Raw genomic sequence first — 25,225 nt, 5'->3', positions numbered from 1 at the left:
AGGAAAGCAGGGGTGTCGAACGCGGGGGGACGTTCTCGGGGGACGACTCACATTCGCAGCCGCCCGCGCGATCGGATGCCTCCTCGCGGCCGATGCTCAGCCGGCCCCGGGGGTACGCGCGGGCGGCGGCCCGTCCCGGCCCTCCTCTACAATGCTGGGGTGATTGATCCCGTACTTCTGCGCGAGAACCCGGACGTCCTGAAGCGCTCGCAGGAGGCGCGCGGCGACTCCGTCGAGCTGGTCGACGAGGCGCTCGAGGCCGACCGCGTGCGCCGTGCGGCGATCACCGAGGCGGAGCGGCTCCGGGCCGAGCAGAACGCCTTCGGCAAGACCGTCGCCAAGGCTCCGAAGGACGAGAAGGCGGCCCTCGTCGCCGAGGCCCAGCGCCTCGCCGCCGCCGCCAAGCAGGCCCAGCAGGAGGCGTCCGAGGCCGACGACGCCTTCACCGTGCTGGTGAAGCGCATCGCCAACCCGATCATCGAGGGCGTCCCCGCGGGCGGCGAGGAGTCGTTCGAGCTCGTCAGGACGGTCGGCGAGCGCCCCGTCTTCGACTTCGCCCCGCGCGACCACCTCGAGCTCGGCGAGCTGCTGGACGGCATCGACATGCAGCGCGGCGCGAAGGTCAGCGGCGCGCGCTTCTACTTCCTCAAGGGCCTGGTCGCCCGCCTCGAGATCGCGCTGATGAACCTGGGCCTCGAGAAGGCGCTCGCCGCCGGCTTCACCCCGCTGATCACGCCGACCCTCGTGCGCCCCGAGATCATGGACGGCACCGGCTTCCTCGGCGAGCACGACGACGAGGTGTACCGCCTCCGCGACGACGACCTCTACCTCACCGGCACCAGCGAGGTCGCCCTCGCCGGCTACCACGCCGACGAGATCCTCGACCTCTCCGGCGGCGCGAAGCGCTACGCGGGCTGGAGCACCTGCTACCGCCGCGAGGCGGGCTCGGGCGGACGGGACACCCGCGGCATCATCCGCGTGCACCAGTTCAGCAAGCTCGAGATGTTCGTCTACACCCTCCCCGAGGACGCCGAGGCGGAGCACGCGCGCCTCCTCTCGTACCAGGAGGACGTCCTGCAGAGCCTCGGCCTGCACTACCGCGTCATCGACACGGCGGCCGGCGACCTCGGCCAGAGCGCGGCGCGCAAGTTCGACGTGGAGGCGTGGGTCCCCACGCAGGAGACCTACCGCGAGCTGACCTCGACCTCGAACTGCACCACGTTCCAGGCCCGCCGCCTCGACACCCGCTACCGCACCGAGTCGGGGAGGACGGCTCCGGTCGCCACCCTCAACGGCACGCTCGCGACCACCCGCTGGATCGTCGCCCTCCTCGAGACCCACCAGCGGGCGGACGGCTCGGTGCTCGTCCCCGAGGCGCTGCGGCCCCACCTCGGCGGCCTCGAGGTGCTCGAGCCCGTCGCATGAGCGCGGCCCGCGCCTCCGGCCGCCGCCTCGTCGCCCTCGACATCGACGGCACCGTCATGCACGAGGACGGCACCATCACCCGCGCGGTGACGGACGCGATCACCCGCGTGGCCGCCCAGGGCGACGAGGTGATGCTCGCCACCGGGCGCTCGCCCTCCTCCACCCTGCCGGTCGTCGAGCGCCTCGGGATCTCGCCCGAGTACGTGATCTGCTGCAACGGAGCGGTCACGCTCCGCCGCGACGCGTCCGGTGCGTACGTCCCCGAGACGGTCGAGACCTTCGACCCGACGGAGGTCCTCGAGACCATCCGCCGCTCCCTCCCCGACGCGCACTACGCCGTCGAGGACGCGGACGGCGCCTTCTTCTACACCGAGGCGTTCCCGGGCGGTGCCGTGATGGGTGCCGAGACGACCCACGTCCCCTTCGAGGAGCTGCTCGGCCGGCTGTGCACCCGCGTCGTCGTGATCTCGCCCGAGACCGGCATCGAGGAGTTCACCTCGCTGGTCGAGGAGATGGGCCTGCACCAGGTCAGCTACGCGATCGGCTGGACCGCCTGGCTCGACATCGCCCCGCACGGCGTCAACAAGTCCACCGCGCTCGAGGTCGTCCGCGAGGAGCTGGGCATCGAGCGGAGCGACGTGGTCGCGCTGGGCGACGGCCGCAACGACATCGAGATGCTCACCTGGGCCGCCGCCGAGGGCGCAGGGCTCGCGATGGGGCAGGCGCCCGACGAGGTGCGGGCCGTGGCCTCCGCCGTGATCCCCTCGGTCCACCAGGACGGCGTGGCGGTCGCGCTCGCGGCGCTGCGCTGACCACGGTCCCGCGCGCTCGGCGGTTACTATCGGGTGTCGCTCCTGCGGGAGTGGCCGGGAGGGCTGTCCGAGCGGCCGATGGAGCCAGTCTTGAAAACTGGTGGGCGGAAACGTCTCGTGGGTTCGAATCCCACGCCCTCCGCCACGCCGTCCGCCGCGCCGTCCGCCACGCCGTCCCGTTCTTCGCGTCGCTTCCCGCCGGCGCCTTCCGACGCCCGTCCTGGCGCGCGACGACGGAGGGCCGCCCGCTCTCCTTCGGAACGCGCCACCCCTCTGTATAGGATTGCGCGACGCCCGGGACCGACGCCCGGCCCTCACCTCCGCACCACTGACGCCTCGACACCGGGAGACGGATGCGCCGCACGGGCCCTTCGACACAGACTCGCGACACTCCGCGCACGCCGCGCCCCTTCGTACGGCACGGCCGCCAGAAGCGGCACACCCTCGCGCGGACCCTGGTGAAGGGAGCCGCCCTCGTGGGCGGTGTCGGCGTGGTCGCCTCGGTGTCGGTGGTCGCGATCGCGGCGACGCTGATCGTCCAGTCCGTGCAGCCCTCGGTCGACCTGCACCCGGGCGCGGCCGGCTCCAGCGTCGAGGCCGGAGGCGCCCCGGAGATCGGCGCACTCGAGGGCGGCTTCAACGTCCTCGTCGTCGGCAGCGACTCGCGGAAGGGCCAGGGCGACGCCTACGGCGACCCCGACGAGGAGACGAGCGTCCTCAACGACGTCAACATGCTGATGCACGTCTCGGCCGACCACAGCAACGCGACGGTCGTGAGCTTCCCCCGCGACATGTACGTCGACATCCCGGAGTGCGTGAACGCCGCCACGGGTGAGACGATCCCCGCCCGGTACGACACCAAGATCAACGAGGCGATGGGCAGCGACGTCAGCCTCGGCTGCGTGGCGGGGGTCGTCGAGGACCTCATGGGCGTCCGGGTGGACTACGGCGCGGTCGTGCAGTTCAACGGCGTGATCGAGATGTCGAACGCGGTCGGCGGAGTCGACGTCTGCGTCGCGACCGAGATCGCGGACCCCTACACGAACACCTACCTCGAGCCGGGCGTGCACTCGCTCGAGGGCATGGCGGCGCTGCAGTTCCTCCGCAGCCGCCACGGCATCGGCGACGGCAGCGACCTGACCCGCATCAGCAACCAGCAGGTCTTCCTCTCGGCGCTCGTGCGCCGGATCAAGAGCGCGGACACCCTCCTCAACCCGGTCGCGCTCTACGGTCTCGCGAAGGCGGCGCTCGGCAACATGACGCTCTCGACCGGTCTCGACAACGTGAACACGATGGTCCAGATGGGACTCGCGCTGAAGGACGTCGACCTCGCGGACGTCGTCTTCGCGCAGTACCCGACCGGGGCGACTCCGAGCGGAGTGGAGCCGGACCGCGCCGCGGGCGACGTCCTGGCGAGCGCCCTGCAGACCGATCAGCCGATCGCCATCACCGGCGGCACGGGCGCCGGCGCGACCGTGGAGGGCGAGGCGGCGGCCCCGGCCGATACCGCCGCTCCGTCGGGCCCGGCGACCGCGGATCCGCTGGCGACGGCCGAGGCGGCACCCGGCACTCCTGCACCCGGCACTCCTGCAGCGACTCCCGAGGACGGATCCAAGGTTGCCCTGCCAGAATCGGTCACCGGCCAGAGCGCCGACCAGCAGACCTGCTCGGTCGGCTTCTTCGGCTGAGCCGAGGGCGGGCGGCACCACGGGTGCTCTCCACCTCGCGCGCTGACTCCGGGACGACACGCGTCCCGCAGCCGAGAGAGAGTACGACCCGATGAGCGAACGCGCGTCCACCCGGACCACAGCAGCACGGCACGGCCGCCTGCGCCGCCCGAGCGGCGTGCGCTTCGCCGCGCGGATCCTCGCAGCCTGCGTGGGCGTCGGCGTTCTCAGCGCGGTCTGCATCGTGGCGATCGCCGCCTCGCTGATCGCCGGGAGCGCGCGTCCGTCCGTCGACCTCGGGATCGACTCGGGCGGAGGCGACGTGCCCGAGATCGGGGCGATCGAGGGCGGCGTCAACATCCTGCTCGCCGGCAGCGACAGCGCCGACGGATCGGCCGCCGGGGCCTACGGCGAGCGTGCCGAGAACCTCAACGACGTCACGATGCTCATGCACATCTCGGCCGACCACTCGACCGTGGAGGTCGTCAGCTTCCCCCGCGACCTCTACGTCCCGATCCCCTCCTGCACCGACCCGGCCACCGGCGCCGTCTCGGACGCGGTGGACTCGGCGAAGATCAACACCTCGCTCGAGGCCGGCGGGCTGGCGTGCACCGTGCAGACGGTCGAGCAGCTGACCGGGCTCGAGATCCCCTACGCGGCGCTCATCCAGTTCGAGGGCGTCATCGAGATGTCGAACGCGGTCGGCGGAGTGGACGTCTGCGTCGCCACCCCGATCCAGGACGAGTACACGGGGCTGAACCTCGACGCGGGCACGCACACGCTCGTCGGCGCCGAGGCGCTGGCGTTCCTCCGCACCCGGCACGGCGTCGGCGACGGCAGCGACCTCACCCGCATCTCGAGCCAGCAGGTGTACCTCTCATCGCTGGTGCGCAAGGTGAAGAGCGCGTCGACGCTCTCGAACCCGGTGAACCTCTACGGCCTCGCGAAGGCGGCCGTCTCGAACATGCAGCTCTCCACCTCGCTCGAGAACGTGAACACCCTCGTGTCGATCGGCCTCGCGGTGAAGGACGTCGACCTCGCGAACGTGGTCTTCGTGCAGTACCCGACCTTCATCGACGGCAACGGCGTGTACCCCAGCGAGGACGCGGCGGCGGCGCTGAACGCGGCGCTCCTCGCCGACCAGCCGATCGCGCTGAGCGGCACCACCGGCGGCGGCTCGCAGTCGACGGGGGAGGAGCCCGGGGCGACCAACGCTCCGGCGGCCACGGAGTCGCCGGCCACCGACGCCCCCGCGACCGACGCCCCCGCGACGAGCGCACCCGACGGGCCGGTCACCCTCCCGAGCGACGTCTCCGGGCAGACCGCGCAGCAGGAGACCTGCACGATCGGCCGGCCCCTGTCGGACCAGTAGGCGGCTTCCCGCCTTCCCGCGGAGGGGCGGGCGCCCGTGTCGCGAGGCCCTCGCGCGTGCGGTTATGATGGTCGTCGTGCGTCCGCCAGCGGGCGCTGAGGAGTCGTCGCATAGTCCGGTCGAGTGCACCACCCTGCTAAGGTGGAGAACCCTTTATTGGGTTCCGTGGGTTCAAATCCCACCGACTCCGCATCGTCCGAAGGCCCCGCTCAGGCGGGGCCTTCGTCGTTCCCGGCGGTGCCTGTGCCTGCCGCAGTACCGGCGTCTCCCGGCGGTGCCGGTGTCGCCGCAGTGCCGGGGTCTCGCGGTGCCGGAGCCTTCCGGCCGGTGCTCCGCCGCTCGCGCGCGGCGTCGGCGGCCGATGCGATCCGGCGCCTCAGCCCGCCGGGATCCGCCGCCGATCCGCCGGGCGGGTGCGCTCCCGGAGCGGCTACCCTGATCGGATGCCCAGCCCGATCCTCGACGCCCTGTCCGCCCCTCCCGCGCGGAGGGACGTCGCCTCGATCCGGGGTGCTCTCGCCGAGGTCGCGATCGGCGACTCGGTGCGCGTCCTCGTCCGCTCCCCGCGCTACGGCCTCTACGGGATCGAGGGGGTCGTCCGGCAGGCCGTCGGCGGCGAGCTCGTCGTCGCGGACGTCTTCCTCGGCACGGGGACCGAGATCCAGAGCATCGCCCTGGCTCCGGACGCCGACGAGGTCGGCGGGGAGCGCTCGGCCGAGGGACTCGAGCACGGGGATCCGGTGCGCGTGGCGTTCTCGACTCCGGCGCTCGGGTCGTTCACGATCACGGGCCCGCTGACGGCCGGCGGCCGCGACGGGTTCCTCCTCGTCGGCAGCTGGATCGTCGCGGACGGCGGCGAGCCAGGCCGCCACGTCGACCGCATCGAGCGCCTGACGGACGTCGGCGTCCACGAGAAGCACGTCCCCGGGCGCCGCTCCGCGGTCGAGGAGTAGCCCCTCAGCTCTGGCAGTGCGGGCACCAGTAGGTGACCCGCAGCTGCAGCTCGTCGTCGCCGAGCTCACCGCGCTCGATCGGAGTGCCGCAGCGCCGGCACGGCTTGCGGTCGCGGCCGTAGACCCAGAGCTGCTGGCCCGGGCGCAGGTTGCCGGTCGTCGTGCGCTCGATCCGCTCGCGGTTCACGGTGATGAGCCGCTTCGCGAGCGCGATGGTGCGCACGAGGTCGCCGCTCCCGCCGACCGGGCGCGTGGGCAGCACGCCGCGCAGGAAGCACAGCTCGGCGCGGTAGACGTTGCCGAGTCCGGCCATGATCCGCTGGTCGAGCAGCGCGAGCCCGATCGGCCGCTCCGGATCGGCGGACAGGCGTCGCAGCGCCTCGTCCGCGTCCCAGTCGGCGCCGAGCAGATCGGGGCCGAGATAGCCGACCACGTCCTCCTCGGCCGAGCGCGGGACGATCTCGAGGAGCCCGAGCTCGAAGCCGACCGCCTGCCAGTCCTCGGTCTCGAGGACGATCCGGGCCTGGAACGCCGGCCGGTGCCACTTCGGCCGCTCGCCCTCGCCGCGGGAGTAGAGGTGCCAGCTCCCCTCCATCTTGAGGTGGGAGTGGATCAGCGCGTCGCCGACCCGCATCAGCAGGTGCTTGCCGCGGGGGACGACCTCGTCGATCGTCTCGCCGGTGAGGTCGACCGTCGCGTACTTCGGCACGCGGACGTCGCATCGGGTGAGGACCTCGCCGTCCAGCGCCTCGGCGAGGTTGTGGGCGGATCGGTAGACGGTGTCACCCTCGGGCACGCGGGCTCCCTCCGGCGCTCACGAGCGCATCCTCAGGCCGCGCGGATTCGCGACGAAGCCGGCGGCGACGAGGGCGTCGCCGAAGGGCGTGCCGAGCGCGAAGACGCCGTCGATCTTCTCGACGGTCAGCTTCTCGACCCCGCGGGAGCGGACCAGCTGCGAGAGGGAGGCGGCCGCGTCGGCGAGGGCCGCCTCGTCGGCGGTGAAGGTGAGGGCGGTCTTGCCGCCGCGCTCGAGGTAGACCGCGAGCGCTCCGTCGACGACGGCGACCAGCGCGCCGGCCTTCCGACCGGGGCGGTGCCCCTCGCCCTGCGGCCACGGCAGAGCGGCGCCGAACGGATTGGCGGGGTCGGTCGCCGCCAGCGCGAGCACCGGGCGTGAGCGCTCCTGCGCCTCGTCCTGCGGGGCGAACGTGCGGAGCCGGTCGACGCTGCCGGCTGTGCCGAACTGCGCTGCTCCCAGCTTCTCGATGAAGTAGCCCCTCCGGGCGCGGCCCTGCTGCTCGAAGCCGCTCAGCACCTTGTAGGCGAGGGCGAAGCCGCCCAGGACGCCCTCGGCCTGCACGGAGCCGCGGGTGACGATCCCGTACCGCTCGAGCAGCGTCTCGCCGAGCGCGTGCCCGCGGATCGTCGCGTCCGACTCCGCGAGCGGCACGATCGACCAGCGGCCGCCGGCGGTCGGCGGCCCCACGCGGGTGGCCATCGTGGGGCGGGCGGTCATCCGGCCCCGGGGCGCGCGGGCGCGGGCGGGGGCGCGCGGCTGGCGGTGGGCGCCGCCGGTCGAGCCGACGAGGGTGCGCAGCGGCGCCAGGGTGTCGTTCGTGACGAGCCCGGCCCAGACCAGCTCCCACAGGGCCTCGACGAGGCCCGCGTCGTCGGTGGAGCCGACCGCGTCGGAGAGCTGGCGGAAGAAGTAGCCGCCGCCCGAGCCGAGCACGCCGACGATCTCCTGCTGGAGCTCGGTCAGGGTCACGGACTCGGCGGCGGGGACGGGGAGGGTCAGCCCTGCCGTGTCGGCGAGATGGAGGCTCACCCAGCCGTCGTTGCCGGGCAGGGTGCCCGCGCCGGCCCAGAGGACCTCGCCGGTCGCGGTGAGCTCGTCGAGCATCGCGGGGGAGTAGTCGCGCACCCGGGCGGGCAGGATCAGCGACTCCCAGGCGGACGCGGGGATGGGCGCGCCGGCCAGCTGGTCGATCACGGAGGCCACGCCGTCGATACCGCGGAGCGAGCCGCCGACGTGCTGCCAGGCGGGGAGGAAGCGGGCGTACGCGGCCGCGTCCACCGGCTCCACCTCCTTGCGGAGCGCGGCGAGAGAGCGGCTGCGCAGGCGGCGCAGCACCTCGGCATCGCACCACTCGGTCCCGGTGCCGGTGGGGCGGAACTCGCCCTCCGAGACGCGGCGCTCGCCCGCGAGGCGGCGCAGGGTGTCGGTGACGACCGCGACTCCGAGGCCCAGGCGGGTGGCGACGGCGGCGGCGGTGAAGGGGCCGTGGGTGCGCGCGTAGCGGGCGACGAGGTCGCCGAGCGGATCGCGGACCGGGTCGATGAAGGCGACGGGGACGCCGATCGGCAGGGGCACGCCGAGAGCGTCGCGGAGCCGGGAGGCGTCCTCCATCGCGGCGTACCGCTGCTCACCGCCGAGGCCCACGGGCAGGACGCGCTTGGCCTTCACGAGCGCGGCCACGTCGGCCTCGAGCACCGCGCGCTCGATCGCGGGCGCCTTCGCGACGTCCGCCGAGGCGACCGACTCGTCGACCAGGCGCTCCCCGAGCTCGTCGAGCGTCAGCGGGCCGAGCAGCCGGAGCAGGTCGGCGGCGCCCTCGAGCCCGCGGAGGCGGCGCTCGGGCTCGACGCGCTGCAGCTCGCGCTCGATCTGCGCGAGGACGGCCGGGTCGAGCAGCTCGCGCAGCTCCGCCCGGCCGAGCAGCTCGCCGAGGAGCGTCGCGTCGACCGAGAGCGCCGCCGCGCGGCGCTCGGCGAGCGGGCTGTCGCCCTCGTACATGAAGGCAGCGACGTAGCCGAAGAGCATGGACCGCGCGAACGGACTGGCGGTCGGCGTCTCGACCTCGAGGATCCGCAGCTCGCGCCCGTCCAGCCGTGCGGCGAGCCGGAGCAGGGCGGGCAGGTCGTAGACGTCCTGGAGGCACTCGCGGACGGTCTCGAGGATGATCGGGAAGGTCGGGTAGGTGCGGGCGACGTCGAGGAGCTGCGCCGCCCGCTGCCGCTGCTGCCAGAGCGGGGAGCGCTTGCCCGGGTTGTACCTCGGGAGCAGGAGCGCCCGCGCCGCGCACTCGCGGAACCGGGCGGCGAAGAGGGCGGAGCCGCCGACCTCGCTCGTGACCAGCTGCTCCAGCTCCTCGCGCTCGAACAGGAACAGCTCGGAGCCCGGCGGCTCCGACTCGGTGTCGGGGATCCGCACGACGATGCCGTCGTCCCCGGCCATCGCCGCTCCGTCGACGCCGTGCCGCTCGCGGACGCGGGCGCCGATGGCGAGCGCCCACGGCGAGTGCACCTGCATCCCGTACGGGGAGTGCAGCACCAGCCGCCAGTCGCCCAGCTCGTCGCGGAAGCGCTCGAGCACGAGGGTGCGGTCGTCCGGGATCTGCCCGGTGGCCAGGCGCTGCTCGTCGAGGAAGGAGAGGAGGTTGTTGGTCGCGTACTCGTCGAGCCCGGCCGCCGTGCAGCGCTCGCGCGCCGTCTCGGGGGCGGCGGCGCCCACCTCGCGGGTGAACGCCCCGATCGCCTCGCCGAGCTCGGCGGGGCGCCCCTGCGAGTCGCCCTTCCAGAACGGGAGGCGCCCGGGCTCGCCGAACGCCGGCGTCACGATCACGCGGTCGTAGGTGATCTCCTGGATGCGCCAGCTGGTGGCTCCGAGCGCGAAGACGTCGCCGACGCGGGACTCGTAGACCATCTCCTCGTCAAGCTCTCCGACGCGGTTGCCGGTCGAGCCCGGCTCGCCGACCATGAATACGCCGAAGAGCCCGCGGTCGGGGATGGTGCCGCCGCTGGTGACGGCGAGGCGCTGGGCGCCGGGCCGGCCGGTGAGCGTGTTCGCGTCGCGGTCCCAGACGAGGCGCGGCCGCAGCTCCGCGAACTGGTCGGAGGGGTAGCGGCCCGAGAGGAGGTCGAGGGTCGCCTCGTAGGCGGAGCGGGGCAGGGACACGAAGGGGGCGCTGCGGCGGACGGTGTCGAACCAGTCGTCCACGTCGAGGCTCTCGAGGGCGGTCGCGGCGACGGTCTGCTGCGCGAGGATGTCGAGCGGGTTCGCGGGGACGGCGATCGCCTCGATCAGGCCCGAGCGCATCCGCTCCGTCGTCACGGCGGAGTGGAGAAGGTCGGCCCGGTGCTTGGGGTAGAAGGACCCGCGCGAGACCTCGCCGACCTGGTGGCCGGCTCGACCCACGCGCTGCAGGGCGCTCGCGACCGAGGGCGGCGTCTCGACCTGGACGACGAGGTCGACGGCGCCCATGTCGATCCCCAGCTCGAGGCTCGAGGTCGCGACCACGCAGCGCAGGCGGCCGGACTTCAGGTCGTCCTCGATGATCGCGCGCTGCTCCTTGCTCACCGAGCCGTGGTGGGCGCGGGCGAGCAGCGGCTCCTCGTCGGGCGCGGACTGCCCGCTGCCGCTCGTGCCCCCGGCCGCTCCCATCGCCTCGGCCGGGGAGCGGCGGACGGAGGAGGAGGCCGCCTCGGCGAGCAGGGCCCCGACGGCGACGGGCTCGCCCGCCTCGCGCGCCCGCTCCGCGGCGAGCTCGCGGCGCTCGGCGTAGATCTCGTTGAGCCGGGCGGTCAGCCGCTCGGCGAGACGGCGGGAGTTCGCGAAGACGATGGAGGAGGTGTGCGCGAGGACCCGGTCGACGATCGACTCCTCGACGTGCGGCCAGATCGACCCGCTCTGCGGACCGGTGGCCCCCATCGTCGATCCGTCCTGCGGAGCCGCCGTCCCCAGCTCGGACATGTCCTCGACCGGGACGACGACGCTGAGGTCCCACTGCTTCTCGGACGCCGGAGCCACGATCGCGACCGGGGAGCGGCCGGCGAGGAACCGGGCCACCTCCTCGCGCGGGCGCACCGTCGCCGAGAGGCCGATGCGCTGCACCGGCTTCGGGAGCAGGGCGTCGAGCCGCTCGAGGGAGACGGCGAGGTGCGCCCCGCGCTTGGTCGACGCGACCGCGTGGACCTCGTCGACGATGACCGTCTCGACGCCGCGGAGCGACTCGCGCGCCGCCGAGGTGAGCATGAGGTAGAGCGACTCGGGGGTCGTGATCAGGATGTCCGGCGGCGTCTTCTGCAGCACGCGCCGCTCGGCGGCGGGCGTGTCTCCCGACCGCACCCCGACGGTGACCGTGGCCGGCGCGCTGCCGATGCCCTCGGCGCTCAGCCGCAGCGCCGTCTGGGTGACGCCGACGAGCGGCGAGCGGAGGTTGCGCTCGACGTCGACGCCGAGAGCCTTCAGCGGCGAGACGTAGAGCACGCGCGTGCGGTGCTGCGGATCCTCCGGCGGCGGGCCCTGCACGAGCCGGTCGATCGCCCAGAGGAAGGCCGAGAGCGTCTTGCCGGAGCCGGTGGGAGCGACCACGAGGGCGTGCGCTCCGCTCGAGATGGCCGACCAGGCGCCCTCCTGGGCGGCGGTCGGCGCCGGGAACGCGCCCTCGAACCACGCGCGCGTGGCGGGGGAGAAGCGCTCGAGGACGTCCGGCATGCACCCATCCTCCCTGCCACCTCCGACATTGCCGGGGCCGCGGCCCGGGGGCGAGCCCTTGACGCGGGGGAGTCCGCCCGTCAGGCGAAGCCGAGACGCACGAACGTGCTGATGTCGGCGAGCTCGTCCTGCCCGACTCCATGGGCGACGCCCTCGTAGACCCGGGCGTCGAGCGCCGTGTGCTCCGGGAACCAGGCCGCCGCGTCCCGCACGAGCTCCTCCGGGATCACCGTGTCGAGCGTCCCGCGGCCCCAGAACACCGGCGGACGCTCGCGGGCGAGCCGCTCGTCCGCGTCGTCGCCCTCGGCGAGCGGGACCACGAACCCGGACAGGGCGACCGCGAAGGCGAAGCGGCCAGGCGCGCGCCGCAGCAGCTGCACCGCCAGCGCGGCGCCCTGGGAGAAGCCCAGCAGCCCCACCGGACCCGGGTGCTCCAAAGCGTCGAGCCACTCGATCACGCCCGCCGCCGCCGCCTCGACGGCCTCGGGATCGGCCCGCGGCTCGTCAGGCACCAGCGGCACCCGGAGGGGCCACCACGCGTTCGCCCCGCCGCCCAGGGCGAGAGGCGCCCGGAGGGACGCGAGGACCGGCTCCAGCGGCAGGTAGGCGCCGAGCGAGAACAGGTCCCCCTCGTGCGAGCCGTAGCCGTGCAGCAGCACCAGGAGGGGCCTGCCGACGCGGTCGCGCTCGGAGGAGGACCACAGCACCGCGTTCGCGTCGATTCCCATCGCACCATCATCCCCCTGAGTGCGGGATCGCCGCCGCCGGTCGGAACACCAGCCGCGAAGGGTGAGAATGGCTGCATGAGCGTGCGCACCCCTGACCCGAACTCCGGGTGGCTGTCCGACGACGAACTCGCCGAGATCCGCCGGCGGCTCCCGCTGCTGTACGTGGAGGCCGTGCCCGTCCGGGTCGACGGGCTCGGGCAGGTCACCGAGGTCGGTGTGCTCCTGCGCGCGACCCCCTCCGGCCAGATCACCCGCACGATCGTCTCGGGCCGCGTGATGTACGGCGAGACGCTGCGCGACGCGCTGTTCCGCCACCTCGAGAAGGATCTCGGCCCCATGGCCTTCCCCCTCCTCCCCGCGAGCCCGCTCCCCTTCCACGTCGCCGAGTACTTCCCGATGCCCGGCATGGGACCGTTCACCGACGACCGCCAGCACGCGGTCTCCCTCGCCTACGTCGTTCCCGTCACCGGCACCTGCGACCCCCGCCAGGACGCCCTCGAGCTCACCTGGATGACCCCCGACGAGGCCTGCTCCGACGCGATCTCCGCCGAGATGGAGGGCGGGCGGGGCGCGCTGATCCGCGCCGCGCTCGCTTCCGTCGGCCGCCTGTCCTAGCGGCGCGGATCGGCCGCGGCGCTCCCTTCTGCGCGCCGATAGCGGCGCGCCGCGGTCGGCTCGCAAGCATGGCGGGCCGGCTGGAGCGTCGGGCGTACGCCTGGATTCGCCGGCATGCGGCTCGGCCGACCGGCTCGCGCCACGGGACCTTCGTGACCGGGCGAGGCGAGGCGGCGCCCCTGCCCGATGACGGCGCAGCAGGCAATCGCCTGATCAGGACGCGGCGAGGACTTCCGGAGCTCCCTGCGCGGGACTCCGCTCGAAGAGGTGAAGCGTGAACGACGAAGGGCCGGGGCCCGCGACCAGTAGTCGCGGGCCCCGGCCCTTCGTGATGTCGGCGTCCTGATCAGGACGAGCGTTGGCGTGCGATCACCGAACGCTCAGCCCCCGGTCGCGACATGCTCTGCGTATCGCAACCGTGCTTGAAGCCGACTGCGGTGCGCCGCTCCGCGGCGCACAATCGGACTCAGCCCTGCGCGCGGCGGCCGCCGCGGCGGGCGCCGCCGCCGGCGGACTCGCGGGCGGGAGCGGCCGAGGCCGCTCCGCCGGTCGCGGTGCTGTAGAACGAGCGCGATCCGCCCGAGGTCGAGGGGGCGCCGGCGGCCGAGCGGCTGCGGCCTCCGCGGGCGCCGCCGCGGGCGGGTCCCTCGGCGGCGGTGCGGTCGCGGCGGGGGCGGTCGCCTCCGCCGGTCGCGGCACCCGTCGAGCGTCCGCCGCGGGGTGCGGCGGTGCCCTCGGTGCGGGCCGCGCGCTTGCGCTGCGCGTTGGCGCCCTGCGAGCGTCCGCCCTGCGACTGGCCGCGGACGGGCTCGACGGCGGCGCTGGGGGTGACGTACGGAGCGACGTCGCCGACGAGCTTCGCGACGGCGGCCGAGTCGGCCGTCACCTGCTGGGGCGCGACCTGGATCGCGGCCTTGCGGAGGAGGGTCTTCACGTCGCTGCGCTGCGTGGGCAGGACGACGGTGACGACGTCTCCCTCGCTGCCGGCGCGGGCGGTGCGGCCCGAGCGGTGCAGGTACGCCTTGTGCTCCATCGGCGGGTCGACGTGGATGACGAGCTCGACGTCGTCGACGTGCACGCCGCGGGCTGCGACGTCGGTGGCGACGAGGACCTTGACGGTGCCGGCGCCGAACGCGGCGAGGTTCCGGTCGCGGGCGACCTGCGAGAGGTTGCCGTGCAGGTCGACCGCGGGGATGCCCTGGCCGGTGAGCTGCTTGGCGAGCTTCTTCGCGTGGTGCTTGGTGCGCATGAAGAGGATGCGGCGGCCGGTGCCGGACGCGAGGGTCTTCACGAGCGCGTTCTTGGCGTCGAGGCCGTCGACCTCGAACACGTGGTGGGTCATCAGCGCGACGGGGGAGTTGGCCTCGTCGACCGAGTGGAGCACCTCGTTCTGGAGGTACTTCTTGACCAGCTTGTCCACGCCGTTGTCGAGCGTCGCGGAGAACAGCAGGCGCTGGCCGCCGCGGGGGGTCTTGTCGAGGATGCGCGTGACGACCGGCAGGAAGCCGAGGTCGGCCATGTGGTCGGCCTCGTCGAGGACGGTGATCTCGACGGCGTCGAGGTTCACGAAGCCCTGCTTCATCAGGTCCTCGAGGCGGCCCGGGCAGGCCACGACGATGTCGACGCCCTGCTTGAGCGCGGCGACCTGGCGCTGCTGCGAGACGCCTCCGAAGATCGTGGTGGTGACGATGCCGTACGCGTCGGCGAGGGGCTGCATCGCGGCGGTGATCTGCGTGGCGAGCTCGCGGGTCGGCGCGAGGACGAGTCCGAGCGGGCGGCCGGGGCGGCGGCGTCCGCCGGCGAGCGAGCCGCCGAGTCGGGCGATCATCGGGATGGAGAAGGCGAGGGTCTTGCCGGAGCCGGTCTTGCCGCGGCCGAGGACGTCGCGTCCGCCGAGGGTGTCGGGCAGCGTGTCGACCTGGATCGGGAAGGGCTCGGCGATGCCGCTCGCGGTGAGCGCGGCCACGAGGGGGGCCGGCACGCCGAGGGCGCTGAAGGAGAGGGGGGTGTTCGACATGAAGTGGTGCCTTTCGGGGGCATCATGCCGATCGAGGACGCGCGGGCGGTGGCCGGGGCGCGGGTGATCGGCGTTCGGGCGAAGGTGACGGTGGTCACATCCGTTCGCCGTACGATTCGGTGCGCGCGGCCGGGGGCCTCATGCACGTGCGCCAGATGGTCGGGACGGATCCTCGACGGTCAGAGTCCTAGGGGACAAGGGGCGTTCTACGACGCGGGGGAGCGCAGTCGCTGCGCTCGCACCATCCCACTCTAGTGGATGCCGATCCATCCGCGCATCGCGGCCTGCACGCGGGAGCCGTCGCGGTCGCTCAGCTTGGTCCCGACGAAGTCGCCCGCCCAGTCCGAGGTCTGCACGCGGAAGGCCGGCTCCGGGTCGCGCAGGGTCTTCAGGATGACAGCGGCGACGTCGGACGGGTCCTGCGCGTGGGTCGAGGAGAAGGACGACGCGGCGCGGTCGAGGTAGGCGCCGAGCGCCGGCGAGTAGGGGCCGGCCTGCGCGAGCATCGCCGCCGCGTCGATGCCGACGTTCTCGACGAAGCTGCTGCGGACCGCTCCCGGCTCGATCAGCGACACGTGGACGCCGACGGAGGCGGCGACCGGGGCGAGCGCCTCGAAGAACCCCTCGACCGCGAACTTCGCCGCGCAGTAGTCCTCGTTGAACGGCTGCCCGATCGCGCCGCCGACGCTCGAGACGGTGACGATGCGACCGCGGGACGAGCGCAGCATCGGCATCGCGGCGCGGGTGACCGCGACGGTGCCGAAGAAGTTGACCTCCATCACGCGGCGCAGCTCCTCCGGATCCTCCAGCTCGAGGGTGCCGAGGTGGCCGGCTCCGGCGTTGTTCACGAGGGCGTCGAGACCGCCGAGCTCCTCCTCCACGGCGCGGAGGCAGCCGGCGACGGAGTCCGCGTCGGTCACGTCGAGCGCTCGCAGGTCGAGCTCGACGCGTGCCTCGGCGGCGGCGGCGCGCAGGCCCTCCGCCCGCTCCGGATCCCGCACGGTGGCGACCACCCGCCAGCCCGCGCGCGCGGCCTCGATCGCGGTGGCGCGGCCGATGCCGGTGGAGGTTCCGGTGACGAGGAGGACGGGACGGGGCATGCGGCTTTCCTGCTTTCCGGCGCACGACGGCGCCGCCCGGAGGCTATCGGCCGCCCCTCCGAGAACGTCCAGGGTCGGTGTCAGCCCCGGTAGCGCTCGCCGACCGGCACCTCGACCGGCAGCCGGTTGCCCGCCTGGGCGAGCGGGCAGGCCCAGGCCGGGTCGTAGGCGCAGGAGGGGTTGTAGGCGAAGTTGAAGTCGAGGACCAGCGTCCCCGGGGCGGAGCCCGGGCCGAGGTCGGCGCCCTTCACGGTGTCCAGGAGGTAGCGGCCGCCGCCGTAGGTGCCGCCGGGTGTCCCCGCGAGGGCGTCCTTGACCGGCAGGAACAGTCCTCCTCCGTAGGACGCGAGGCGCCAGACGTCGAGGCTGCCGGCGTCCGGCACCTCGACCGTGCCGATCAGCTCGAAGGGGACGGTGCCGTCGGTGCCGGTCTCCACGTCCATCCGCCGCGCCTCCTCGGCCGGAGCCACCTCGAGCTCGAAGCGCCAGGCCGCGTCGTAGGGCGCGATCGGCAGCGAGCGGAAGTGCGCGCGGTCGGCCGGGAGGAGGGGGGTGGAGGGGTGCTGCGCGAAGAGCGCGTTGCGCCCGCGGATCCAGGACGCGTGCGCGGCGAGCAGGTCCACGTTCGAGAGCCGGCGCACCTCCGCGTAGAGGGCCTGGACGTGGCGGCGCCAGTCCGACACCTCGACCGCGGTCGTGAGGCGGCGGCGGGGCGAGACGCCGTCGTCGTCCTGCTCCTCCTCGTCGGCGGAGGGCCACTGGAGGCGCAGGAGCTCCGAGCGCGACAGCTCGGTCTCCTCCTCGGCGACGCCGTCGGGGCTCATGCGGCGGACTCCCCGCGCGGGCGGGTGTCGGCACCGAGATCGTGGCGCCAGGACGGGGCGAGGGAGCGGATGCGGATGCCGCGCCACTGCCAGAACGCCCACATCGACGGCCAGAGCGCGGCCGAGGCGAGGCCCGCCGAGAACTCGAGGCGGTCGCGGAAGAGCGTGCGCCCGTCAGGGAGCGGGGCCACGGCCATGCGGTGGTCCCACGCGGTGATGAGGCGGAGGGAGCCGGTGAGGGGCCCGCCGCTGTCGCGCAGGATCCGCACGTCGGGCATCGAGGGGACGCGGCGGTAGGAGAGGTCGATCTCCTGCGCGCCCATCGGCACGATCCCGAGGGCATCCATCGCGACCTCGTGGGAGCCGAGCCCCCAGGTCGGGCGGAAGCCGCCCTCGTCCAGCGACGCGGCGGTCAGGAGCGGGGACATCACCTCCCGGAACACGGCCGGACTCTGCAGGGCGCGCCAGGCGGAGTCGGCGTCGGTGTCGAGCACGTGCTTGAGCATCACCTTCACGAGGGACATCCTCCTCCGCCCGCCCCTGCGCGGGAACCGGGTGCGCGCGGAGCCCCGGACGTGTATGCGCCTCCGGGGCTCGCTACCGTGTCAGGGTGACCGCTCCCGCCGCCTCCGTCGACCAGTCGACCTACCAGATCCGCTTCGAGTGGGGGGCCCGCGCCCTCCGCGTGCTCGCCCCCGCCCACGTCACGGTGCTCGTCGACGCTCTGCCCGGAGGCGAGAGCCCCGACCTCGGGGGAGTGGAGGGCCGCGTCGTCCGCGCGGGCCTGACCGACCGCTCGGCCGTCGCCCGCTGGATCCTGGAGCGCCAGCACGAGAACGGCGGGCGCACCAGCGTCAACGTGATCGCACTCGGCGACGTCGACGACAGCGGAGCGGCGCGGTTCGCGATGGAGGACCAGCTGGCGGCCGGCGCCGTCGTCGACGCGCTCATCGGGCTGGGCATCGACCACGTCTCGCCCGAGGCCGCGGTGGCCTGCGCGTCCTACGAGGGCCTGCGCCGGGCGTGCGCGCATCTGCTCACCGCGTCCGAGTCCGGCCGCCTGCTCGCCGCCGAGGGGCGGGCGGACGAGGTCCGCGCCGCCGCCCGGGTCGACACCGTCGACGAGGTGTCGGTCCTCCGCTGACCCGCCGCTCCGGCGGGCGCGGCCTCCGAGCGGTGCAGGGCGTCCGCGGAGCGCACAAGCCCCTGCGGATCCGAGCCGCCGCCTCGACCACTCGCCCGCCCCCGGCGTAGCGTTCGGCGGAGGCGGTCCCTCCGCCCCCCGCCCCGACCGAAAGCTGGCCCGCATGAAAGCCGTCCTCAACGACGTCGTCCTCGCCGACGCCCCCGACTCCGACCTGATCTCGATCGAGGGCAACTGGTACTTCCCGCCGTCGAGCATCGCCGAGGGCGTGCTCGTCGAGAGCCCCACGCCCTACACCTGCCCGTGGAAGGGCGAGTGCCAGTACTTCTCGGTGCAGACCGGCGACGGCCTGCAGAAGGACAAGGCCTGGTCGTACCCGCACCCCTACCCGACGGCGTTCGACCGCGTCGGCAAGGACTTCTCGGGCTACGTCGCCTTCGACCGCTCGGTCCGCGTCTCCGACTGACCCGTCCCGCCGCGGCGCCGCTCCCGGTGCCGCGGCGGTGCGTCAGCCGCGCGGGGCGGCGGCGCGCGCGCGGTAGGCCCGGACCTTCGACCGGTTCCCGCAGCGCTGCATCGAGCACCAGCGGCGCGACCCGGCTCGGGACGTGTCGAGGTAGAGCATCCGGCACTCCGGATCCGCGCAGCGCCGCAGCCGTCCGGTCGCGGCCGGACCCAGCAGCCCCACGGCCTCCCGGGCGATGGACGCGAGCGCCTGCCTGCCCGCCGCGTGGAGCCGTCCTGCCTGCCGCGATCCGCCGCTCAGCACCGGCGGGATATCGGGCATCGCCGCGACCAGGTTGACCACGTCGACGTCGCGCGGGTCGGGCGCGGTGCCGGCCTCGGCCGCGACGGCCAGCCGGGCGATCGCGCCCCGGAGCATCAGCGCGTCGTCGAGGCGCGCGTCCCGGCTCTCGGGGCCGACCGCCTCGAAGCGCTCGGCGAGCCAGGCGGCCAGGGCGGCGTCGGAGTCGAGGTGCTCGGCCGCTCCCGGAGGCAGTGCTCCGGTCGTGGCGAAGTCGAGTGCGAGGCTTCCGGAGTCGAACCACCAGCGCCGGCCGTCGGCCTCGGGGAGCCACTGCCCGGTGACCGGCGTGCGCCCGCCGTGCGGGGCCTCGTCCGGGGTCACGGCGCCGGGACCGGTCGGCGCCGCCACTGGATCGCGTTCGCGGCCTCGAACCGGCGCGCGCAGCGGCCGCAGGCCAGGGGCCGGGTGGGCCGGCGATGGCGGTAGAAGAGGTGTCCGCCCGGGCAGGTGCCGACCCACGGCGCGAGCTCGTCCGCGGTCGGGTTGCTGTGGGTGCGCGATCCCGTGTACCCGAGCCGCGCCGCGATCCGCCGCCACTGCGGTCCGTGCCCGGCGTCGGGCCCCGCGAGCGCGTGAGCGACCTCGTGCAGGAGTGTCTGCCGGACCTCCTCGTCGCTCCAGCGGGCTGCGAGGTGGCGCGAGACCGTGATCCGGCGGCGCGTCCAGTGGCAGGCGCCGCCGCGGGTGCGCGCGTGGTCGAGCGCGAAGGACCAGGAGGGGTCGAGGTGCTCCTCGATCAGCGCGTCGGCCCAGCGGGCCACGTCCTCGAGGTCGGCCACCGGTGGCGCTGCCTAGGACTCGTCGCCGTCGGCGCGGCGTCGGCCGCGGGCGGTGCCGTCGGTGCGGGCTTCGCGGTCGGTCCCGTCCTGGAACTCGGAGGCGGCGGCGTAGCCCAGGCGCGCGACCTCGAGCTCCTCCTCGGGGACCCCGACGCGCTCGCCGAGGGCGGTCGCGGCGTCGAAGTCGCGCATGGCCCGGCCGTACTCGCCCAGCTCGAAGAAGGTGAGGCCGCGGTGCTTGAGCGCGAAGGAGTGCTCGAGGTGCCACTCGTGCGTGCGCGCCTCCTCGACGCAGAGCGCGAGCTCCGAGAGGGCCTCGTCGGTGCGGCCCCGCAGCTGCATGAGGCGGGCGCGGCGGACGCGGGCGGTGAGCAGCTCGGCGCGGTCGCCGGAGAAGCGGGTGCGGCGGACGGCCTCGTTCGCGAGGTCCCACGCCTCGTCGACGCGCCCGAGCAGGCGCAGCAGCTCCGCCTTCTCGGTGAGCGCGGCGAGGCTGCGCAGCGCGCCGATCTCCTCCAGGCGCTCCTGGGCGGCGTCGACGTCGATCTCCTCGTGGAGGGTCGCGGGGTCGTGGCGGATGATGATGCTCAGGGCGATGCTTCCTCGTGGAGTGCGGATCCGGATCGTCGCGCGCGGCGGACGAGAGGACGGTCGGGGTCGCTGACCCCGGCGTCGAGTGTACCGGCGGGTCCCCGGACGGCGCCCCGACGCGCGGCCCGGGTCAGCCCCGTCGCACCTGGAAGACGCTCCGCGCCGGCAGCGGCGACGGGGTGGCGGTCTCGTCCGTGACGACGAGGGCGCCGGCGATGAAGTTCTCGAGCTCCCGCCCCTGCACCAGCTTGGAGGGCGCGGGGTCGGAGGCGAGGCGCCGCGGCAGGCCGTCGAGCGGCAGCGGATCGGCCGAGGCGAGCATCACCACGTTCCCGAAGCGCTTGGCCTTGAGCATCTGGGTGTCGGTCATGATCGCGGTGTGCGCGAAGACGGAGGCGAGCGTCGCGGCCTGGGCGCGGGCGAAGGCGAGCGCGCCGCCGTCGGCCACGTTCACCGCGACCAGGCCGCCGGGGGCGAGCAGCGGCGCGATCGCCCCGTAGAACTCGGCGCTGGTCACGTGCGCGGGAGTGCGCGCGCCCGAGAAGATGTCGACGACGACCACGTCGACCGTGCCGCGCAGCCCGGGCGGCAGCTTGCCGAGCACCTCGCGGGCGTCGCCCTGGCGGATGCGGATCTGCGCCCCGCGGGGGAGCGGGAGCGCCTCGCGCACCAGCTCGACCAGAGCGCCCTCGATCTCGACGACCTGCTGGCGCGAGCCCGGCCGGGTCGCGGCGACGTAGCGGGGGAGGGTCAGCGCTCCGGCGCCCAGGTGGAGCGCCGTGACGCTCTCGCCCTCGGGGGCGACGAGGTCGATCGCGTGGCCGATCCGGCGGACGTACTCGAACGAGAGGTGCGTCGGATCCGCGAGGTCGACGTGCGACTGCGGAGTGCCGTCGACGACCAGGGTCGCCGCCTCGGGCGAGTGGCGGTCGGGCTCGATCCGCGCGGTGTACCCGCTGGCGAGCACGGCGCGGGGGTGCTCGGAGTCGTCTCCGCGTCGGCGGCCGGTGCGTTCCTGCATCCGACCAGTCTGCCGCGGCGGCGGGACGGCGGGGCTCCGCGCCCGGCCCGGTCGGATCGATCCGGGAGGCCGTGGCCTCGTATACCGGACCCCGCGGGGCGGCGCAAGCATCCGCACTTGCGCGGCGTGGCGCGATGCGGCTATATTCGTACTTTGCGCTCCCGAGTACCCATGCCCTCATATCGCGGTCGGCAGGTCACCGGAACCCGGCATCAGATGGTGGATGCCGTTGCCACACTCTAGCCCCGCCCCCAAGACCGAGTCGCCTCGGTCCGCACGGCGTGCGGGCAGGGGTGGCGGCCCGTCCGGCGGGAGCCCACTCCACACATCCCACAGATTGAGACCCGCGAGGGTCTACGGAGGTTCCTTCCTTGGCTGCTGCGTCCACCGCGACCACCACCTCACCCAAGAACGGACGCGGAGCTTCGCGTCTCTCGTTCGCCAAGATCAGCGACACCCTGACCGTTCCGGATCTGCTCGCGCTGCAGACCGAGAGCTTCGACTGGCTCGTCGGCTCGGAGGCGTGGAAGACCCGCGTCGCCGAGGCGAAGGCCGCCGGCCGGGAGGACCTCCCCGCCAACTCCGGCCTCGACGAGATCTTCGAGGAGATCTCCCCGATCGAGGACCTCAGCGAGACGATGCAGCTGAGCTTCACGAACCCGTACCTCGAGCCCGAGAAGTACACGATCGAGGAGTGCAAGGAGCGCGGCAAGACCTACGCCGCTCCGCTGTACGTCGAGGCCGAGTTCATGAACCACCTCACGGGTGAGATCAAGACCCAGACGGTCTTCATGGGCGACTTCCCGCTGATGACCGAGAAGGGCACGTTCATCATCAACGGCACCGAGCGTGTCGTCGTGTCCCAGCTCGTGCGAAGCCCCGGCGTCTACTTCGAGCGCCAGCAGGAGAAGACGTCCGACAAGGACATCTACTCCGCCCGCGTCATCCCGAGCCGCGGCGCCTGGCTCGAGTTCGAGATCGACAAGCGCGACCAGGTCGGCGTGCGCATCGACCGCAAGCGCAAGCAGTCGGTCACCGTGTTCCTCAAGGCCCTCGGCCTGACGAGCGAGGAGATCCTCGAGCAGTTCGCCGGCTACGAGTCGATCGAGCTGACCCTCGAGAAGGACAACATCCTCACCAAGGAGGACGCACTCCGCGACATCTACCGCAAGCTCCGTCCGGGCGAGCAGGTCGCCGCCGAGGCCGCCCGCGCGCTGCTGGACAACTTCTACTTCAACTCCAAGCGCTACGACCTCGCGAAGGTCGGCCGCTACAAGATCAACCGCAAGCTCGGCATCGACAAGGCGCTGTCCGACTCGGTGCTCACGGTCGAGGACATCATCGCGACCATCAAGTACCTGGTCGCCCTGCACGACGGCCGCACCGCCCTCCCCGGCGTGCGCGACGGCGAGTCGGTCGAGCTGCGTCTCGACGTCGACGACATCGACCACTTCGGCAACCGCCGCATCCGCGCGGTCGGCGAGCTGATCCAGAACCAGGTCCGCACCGGACTGTCCCGCATGGAGCGCGTCGTCCGCGAGCGCATGACCACGCAGGACATCGAGGCGATCACCCCGCAGACCCTGATCAACGTGCGCCCCGTCGTCGCCGCGATCAAGGAGTTCTTCGGAACCAGCCAGCTGTCGCAGTTCATGGACCAGAACAACCCGCTCGCGGGTCTGACCCACAAGCGCCGCCTGTCGGCGCTCGGCCCCGGCGGACTCTCCCGCGAGCGCGCCGGCGTCGAGGTCCGCGACGTCCACCCCTCGCACTACGGCCGCATGTGCCCGATCGAGACCCCGGAAGGCCCGAACATCGGCCTGATCGGATCGCTCGCGTCCTTCGCGCGCATCAACTCGTTCGGCTTCATCGAGACCCCGTACCGCAAGGTCGTCGACGGCACCGTCACCTCGCAGATCGACTACCTCACCGCGTCCGAGGAGGACGAGTACCTGGTCGCCCAGGCGAACGCCCCCCTCACGAAGGACTTCCGCTTCGCGGAGGGCAAGGTCCTGGTCCGCCCCAAGGGCGGAGAGGTCGAGCTCGTCGACGCCGAGCGCGTCCACTACATGGACGTCTCGCCGCGCCAGATGGTCTCGGTCGCGACCTCGCTGATCCCGTTCCTCGAGCACGACGACGCGAACCGCGCGCTCATGGGCGCGAACATGCAGCGTCAGGCCGTCCCGCTGCTGCGCAGCGAGTCGCCCGTCGTCGGAACCGGCATGGAGGGCTTCGCGGCCATCGACGCCGGCGACGTCATCACCGCCGAGAAGGCCGGTGTCGTCCAGGAGGTCTCCGCCGACTCCGTCACCGTCCAGCTGGACGAGGGCGGCACGCAGACCTACTTCCTCCGCAAGTTCGACCGCTCCAACCAGGGCACCTCGTACAACAACCGCGTGGTCGTCTCGGCCGGCGAGCGCATCGAGGTCGGCGAGGTCGTCGCCGACGGCCCCGCCACCGAGAACGGCGAGCTCGCGCTGGGCAAGAACCTGCTCGTCGCGTTCATGCCGTGGGAGGGCCACAACTTCGAGGACGCGATCATCCTCAGCCAGAACCTGGTGAAGGACGACGTCCTCTCCTCGATCCACATCGAGGAGTACGAGGTCGACGCCCGCGACACCAAGCTCGGCAAGGAGGAGATCACCCGCGACCTCCCCAACGTCAGCCCGGAGCTCCTGGCCGACCTGGACGAGCGCGGCATCATCCGCATCGGCGCCGAGGTCCGCCCCGGCGACATCCTCGTCGGCAAGGTCACGCCCAAGGGCGAGACCGAGCTCTCGGCCGAGGAGCGCCTGCTCCGCGCGATCTTCAACGAGAAGAGCCGCGAGGTCCGCGACACGTCGCTGAAGGTGCCCCACGGCGAGCAGGGCACGATCATCGGCGTCAAGGTGTTCGACGCGCAGGACGGCGACGACGAGCTCGGCTCGGGCGTCAATCAGCGCGTGGTCGTCTACATCGCCCAGAAGCGCAAGATCACCGAGGGCGACAAGCTCGCCGGCCGCCACGGCAACAAGGGCGTCATCTCGAAGATCCTGCCGGTCGAGGACATGCCGTTCCTCGCCGACGGCACCCCGGTCGACATCGTCCTCAACCCGCTCGGCGTCCCCGGCCGCATGAACTTCGGCCAGGTCCTCGAGATCCACCTCGGCTGGATCGCGAAGCAGGGCTGGAAGGTCGAGGGCCAGCCGGAGTGGGCCGCGCGCCTGCCCGAGCACGCCCGTGAGGCGGCGCCCGGCACCAAGGTCGCGACCCCCGTCTTCGACGGCGCGGCGGAGGAGGAGCTCGCAGGGCTCCTCGACTCCACCACCCCGACCCGCGACGGAGAGCGCCTGATCGGCTCGTCCGGCAAGACGCAGCTGTTCGACGGCCGCTCCGGGGAGCCCTTCCCGGACCCGGTCTCGGTCGGCTACATGTACATCCTGAAGCTGCACCACCTCGTCGACGACAAGATCCACGCGCGCTCGACGGGCCCGTACTCGATGATCACCCAGCAGCCGCTCGGTGGTAAGGCACAGTTCGGCGGACAGCGCTTCGGCGAGATGGAGGTGTGGGCCCTCGAGGCCTACGGCGCCGCCTACGCCCTCCAGGAGCTCCTCACCATCAAGTCGGACGACATCCTCGGCCGCGTGAAGGTGTACGAGGCCATCGTCAAGGGCGAGAACATCCAGGAGCCCGGCATCCCGGAGTCCTTCAAGGTCCTCATCAAGGAGATGCAGTCCCTGTGCCTGAACGTCGAGGTCCTCTCGGCCGACGGCACCGCGGTCAGCCTGCGCGACACCGATGACGAGGTCTACCGCGCCGCGGAAGAGCTCGGCATCAACATCTCCTCCCGGTTCGAGTCGTCCTCCGTCGACGACATCTGATCCGCGCCA

The 25,225-nt window shown here is 73.2% G+C and carries 20 protein-coding genes and 2 tRNA genes; 11 read left to right on the top strand and 11 right to left on the bottom strand.

Annotated features, from left to right (window positions below):
• Positions 1–159 precede the first annotated feature (159 nt).
• The 7 genes from serS to C5C35_RS12520 all read left to right on the top strand — a co-directional run bounded on the left by serS (position 160) and on the right by C5C35_RS12520 (position 6,229).
• The gene (gene serS / locus C5C35_RS12550; protein WP_104233941.1) at positions 160–1,425 is read left to right on the top strand and encodes a serine--tRNA ligase; all 1,266 of its coding nucleotides are present in this window, start codon (positions 160–162) and stop codon (positions 1,423–1,425) included.
• Complete coding sequence (locus C5C35_RS12545) at positions 1,422–2,237, top strand: HAD family hydrolase (RefSeq protein ID WP_104263216.1); 816 nt, start codon at positions 1,422–1,424, stop codon at positions 2,235–2,237. Before serS ends, C5C35_RS12545 begins: the two co-directional genes overlap by 4 nt.
• Before the next feature lie 57 nt (positions 2,238–2,294).
• A tRNA-Ser gene (locus tag C5C35_RS12540) sits at positions 2,295–2,382 on the top strand.
• Between the two features lie 313 nt (positions 2,383–2,695).
• Positions 2,696–3,925 carry an LCP family protein gene (locus C5C35_RS12535; RefSeq protein WP_258059994.1) on the top strand — a complete coding sequence of 410 codons (1,230 nt, stop codon included), beginning with the start codon at positions 2,696–2,698 and terminating at the stop codon, positions 3,923–3,925.
• A 91-nt stretch (positions 3,926–4,016) separates the two neighbouring features.
• The gene (locus C5C35_RS12530) at positions 4,017–5,276 is read left to right on the top strand and encodes an LCP family protein (protein WP_104226775.1); all 1,260 of its coding nucleotides are present in this window, start codon (positions 4,017–4,019) and stop codon (positions 5,274–5,276) included.
• A 99-nt stretch (positions 5,277–5,375) separates the two neighbouring features.
• Positions 5,376–5,466 (top strand) — tRNA-Ser (locus tag C5C35_RS12525).
• A 253-nt stretch (positions 5,467–5,719) separates the two neighbouring features.
• Positions 5,720–6,229: a hypothetical protein gene (locus C5C35_RS12520; protein WP_104233937.1), complete on the top strand. Its 510-nt coding sequence runs from the start codon at positions 5,720–5,722 to the stop codon at positions 6,227–6,229.
• 4 nt (positions 6,230–6,233) lie between these two features.
• Here the strand turns inward: C5C35_RS12520 and C5C35_RS12515 are convergent, their stop codons facing one another.
• The 3 genes from C5C35_RS12515 to C5C35_RS12505 all read right to left on the bottom strand — a co-directional run bounded on the left by C5C35_RS12515 (position 6,234) and on the right by C5C35_RS12505 (position 12,454).
• Positions 6,234–7,025, bottom strand: coding sequence for a DNA-formamidopyrimidine glycosylase family protein (locus tag C5C35_RS12515; RefSeq protein ID WP_104263215.1), 792 nt, complete (start codon positions 7,023–7,025; stop codon positions 6,234–6,236).
• Positions 7,026–7,043: 18 nt separating this feature from the next.
• The gene (locus C5C35_RS12510; RefSeq protein ID WP_104263214.1) at positions 7,044–11,726 is read right to left on the bottom strand and encodes an ATP-dependent helicase; all 4,683 of its coding nucleotides are present in this window, start codon (positions 11,724–11,726) and stop codon (positions 7,044–7,046) included.
• An 80-nt stretch (positions 11,727–11,806) separates the two neighbouring features.
• Complete coding sequence (locus tag C5C35_RS12505) at positions 11,807–12,454, bottom strand: alpha/beta hydrolase (RefSeq protein ID WP_104263213.1); 648 nt, start codon at positions 12,452–12,454, stop codon at positions 11,807–11,809.
• 75 nt (positions 12,455–12,529) lie between these two features.
• Here C5C35_RS12505 and C5C35_RS12500 point away from each other — a divergent pair, with 75 nt between their 5' ends.
• A complete protein-coding gene (locus tag C5C35_RS12500; RefSeq protein ID WP_104225113.1) occupies positions 12,530–13,069 on the top strand; it encodes an NUDIX hydrolase family protein in 540 nt (179 codons plus the stop codon).
• Positions 13,070–13,535: 466 nt separating this feature from the next.
• On the opposite strand, the gene C5C35_RS12495 is transcribed toward C5C35_RS12500, so the two are convergent.
• The 4 genes from C5C35_RS12495 to C5C35_RS12480 all read right to left on the bottom strand — a co-directional run bounded on the left by C5C35_RS12495 (position 13,536) and on the right by C5C35_RS12480 (position 17,534).
• A complete protein-coding gene (locus C5C35_RS12495; protein ID WP_104263212.1) occupies positions 13,536–15,086 on the bottom strand; it encodes a DEAD/DEAH box helicase in 1,551 nt (516 codons plus the stop codon).
• A gap of 251 nt (positions 15,087–15,337) precedes the next feature.
• The gene (locus C5C35_RS12490) at positions 15,338–16,186 is read right to left on the bottom strand and encodes an SDR family oxidoreductase (RefSeq protein WP_104233932.1); all 849 of its coding nucleotides are present in this window, start codon (positions 16,184–16,186) and stop codon (positions 15,338–15,340) included.
• A gap of 80 nt (positions 16,187–16,266) precedes the next feature.
• A complete protein-coding gene (locus C5C35_RS12485) occupies positions 16,267–17,010 on the bottom strand; it encodes a DUF1684 domain-containing protein (protein ID WP_104260906.1) in 744 nt (247 codons plus the stop codon).
• Complete coding sequence (locus tag C5C35_RS12480) at positions 17,007–17,534, bottom strand: hypothetical protein (RefSeq protein WP_244248113.1); 528 nt, start codon at positions 17,532–17,534, stop codon at positions 17,007–17,009. The genes C5C35_RS12485 and C5C35_RS12480 overlap by 4 nt, the downstream gene beginning before the upstream one ends.
• A gap of 86 nt (positions 17,535–17,620) precedes the next feature.
• Between C5C35_RS12480 and C5C35_RS12475 the strand changes: the two genes are divergently transcribed.
• Positions 17,621–18,154, top strand: coding sequence for a 2-phosphosulfolactate phosphatase (locus C5C35_RS12475; protein ID WP_104263211.1), 534 nt, complete (start codon positions 17,621–17,623; stop codon positions 18,152–18,154).
• A gap of 163 nt (positions 18,155–18,317) precedes the next feature.
• Positions 18,318–18,620 carry a DUF427 domain-containing protein gene (locus tag C5C35_RS12470; protein ID WP_104224584.1) on the top strand — a complete coding sequence of 101 codons (303 nt, stop codon included), beginning with the start codon at positions 18,318–18,320 and terminating at the stop codon, positions 18,618–18,620.
• A gap of 42 nt (positions 18,621–18,662) precedes the next feature.
• Here C5C35_RS12470 and C5C35_RS12465 read toward each other — a convergent pair whose 3' ends face one another.
• The 4 genes from C5C35_RS12465 to C5C35_RS12450 all read right to left on the bottom strand — a co-directional run bounded on the left by C5C35_RS12465 (position 18,663) and on the right by C5C35_RS12450 (position 21,353).
• The gene (locus C5C35_RS12465) at positions 18,663–19,310 is read right to left on the bottom strand and encodes a CGNR zinc finger domain-containing protein (protein WP_258069059.1); all 648 of its coding nucleotides are present in this window, start codon (positions 19,308–19,310) and stop codon (positions 18,663–18,665) included.
• Entirely contained in the window at positions 19,280–19,741 is a 462-nt protein-coding gene (locus C5C35_RS12460) for a SprT-like domain-containing protein (protein ID WP_104263210.1), read from the bottom strand. Before C5C35_RS12460 ends, C5C35_RS12465 begins: the two co-directional genes overlap by 31 nt.
• A 12-nt stretch (positions 19,742–19,753) precedes the next feature.
• The gene (locus C5C35_RS17015; protein ID WP_181027192.1) at positions 19,754–20,083 is read right to left on the bottom strand and encodes a hypothetical protein; all 330 of its coding nucleotides are present in this window, start codon (positions 20,081–20,083) and stop codon (positions 19,754–19,756) included.
• Positions 20,084–20,462: 379 nt separating this feature from the next.
• A complete protein-coding gene (locus C5C35_RS12450) occupies positions 20,463–21,353 on the bottom strand; it encodes a spermidine synthase (RefSeq protein ID WP_104238078.1) in 891 nt (296 codons plus the stop codon).
• 371 nt (positions 21,354–21,724) lie between these two features.
• On the opposite strand from C5C35_RS12450, the gene rpoB reads away from it, so the two are divergent.
• Positions 21,725–25,216: a DNA-directed RNA polymerase subunit beta gene (rpoB, locus tag C5C35_RS12445; RefSeq protein WP_104263209.1), complete on the top strand. Its 3,492-nt coding sequence runs from the start codon at positions 21,725–21,727 to the stop codon at positions 25,214–25,216.
• The last annotated feature ends 9 nt before the right edge of the window (positions 25,217–25,225 follow it).

This window comes from Rathayibacter sp. AY1F8 (assembly GCF_002932165.1).
Classification (GTDB): Bacteria; Actinomycetota; Actinomycetes; order Actinomycetales; family Microbacteriaceae; genus Rathayibacter.
This window is presented reverse-complemented; position numbering and strand designations above follow the sequence as displayed.

Coding starts and splice junctions, on each gene's coding strand:
- C5C35_RS12545 (WP_104263216.1), top strand. CDS start 1,422: ATGAGCGCGGCCCGCGCCTCCGGCCGCCGCCTCGTCGCCCTCGACATC.
- C5C35_RS12530 (WP_104226775.1), top strand. CDS start 4,017: ATGAGCGAACGCGCGTCCACCCGGACCACAGCAGCACGGCACGGCCGC.
- C5C35_RS12520 (WP_104233937.1), top strand. CDS start 5,720: ATGCCCAGCCCGATCCTCGACGCCCTGTCCGCCCCTCCCGCGCGGAGG.
- C5C35_RS12510 (WP_104263214.1), bottom strand. CDS start 11,726: ATGCCGGACGTCCTCGAGCGCTTCTCCCCCGCCACGCGCGCGTGGTTC.
- C5C35_RS12505 (WP_104263213.1), bottom strand. CDS start 12,454: ATGGGAATCGACGCGAACGCGGTGCTGTGGTCCTCCTCCGAGCGCGAC.
- C5C35_RS12500 (WP_104225113.1), top strand. CDS start 12,530: ATGAGCGTGCGCACCCCTGACCCGAACTCCGGGTGGCTGTCCGACGAC.
- C5C35_RS12495 (WP_104263212.1), bottom strand. CDS start 15,086: ATGTCGAACACCCCCCTCTCCTTCAGCGCCCTCGGCGTGCCGGCCCCC.
- C5C35_RS12490 (WP_104233932.1), bottom strand. CDS start 16,186: ATGCCCCGTCCCGTCCTCCTCGTCACCGGAACCTCCACCGGCATCGGC.
- C5C35_RS12485 (WP_104260906.1), bottom strand. CDS start 17,010: ATGAGCCCCGACGGCGTCGCCGAGGAGGAGACCGAGCTGTCGCGCTCG.
- C5C35_RS12480 (WP_244248113.1), bottom strand. CDS start 17,534: ATGTCCCTCGTGAAGGTGATGCTCAAGCACGTGCTCGACACCGACGCC.
- C5C35_RS12470 (WP_104224584.1), top strand. CDS start 18,318: ATGAAAGCCGTCCTCAACGACGTCGTCCTCGCCGACGCCCCCGACTCC.
- C5C35_RS17015 (WP_181027192.1), bottom strand. CDS start 20,083: ATGCAGCTGCGGGGCCGCACCGACGAGGCCCTCTCGGAGCTCGCGCTC.
- C5C35_RS12450 (WP_104238078.1), bottom strand. CDS start 21,353: ATGCAGGAACGCACCGGCCGCCGACGCGGAGACGACTCCGAGCACCCC.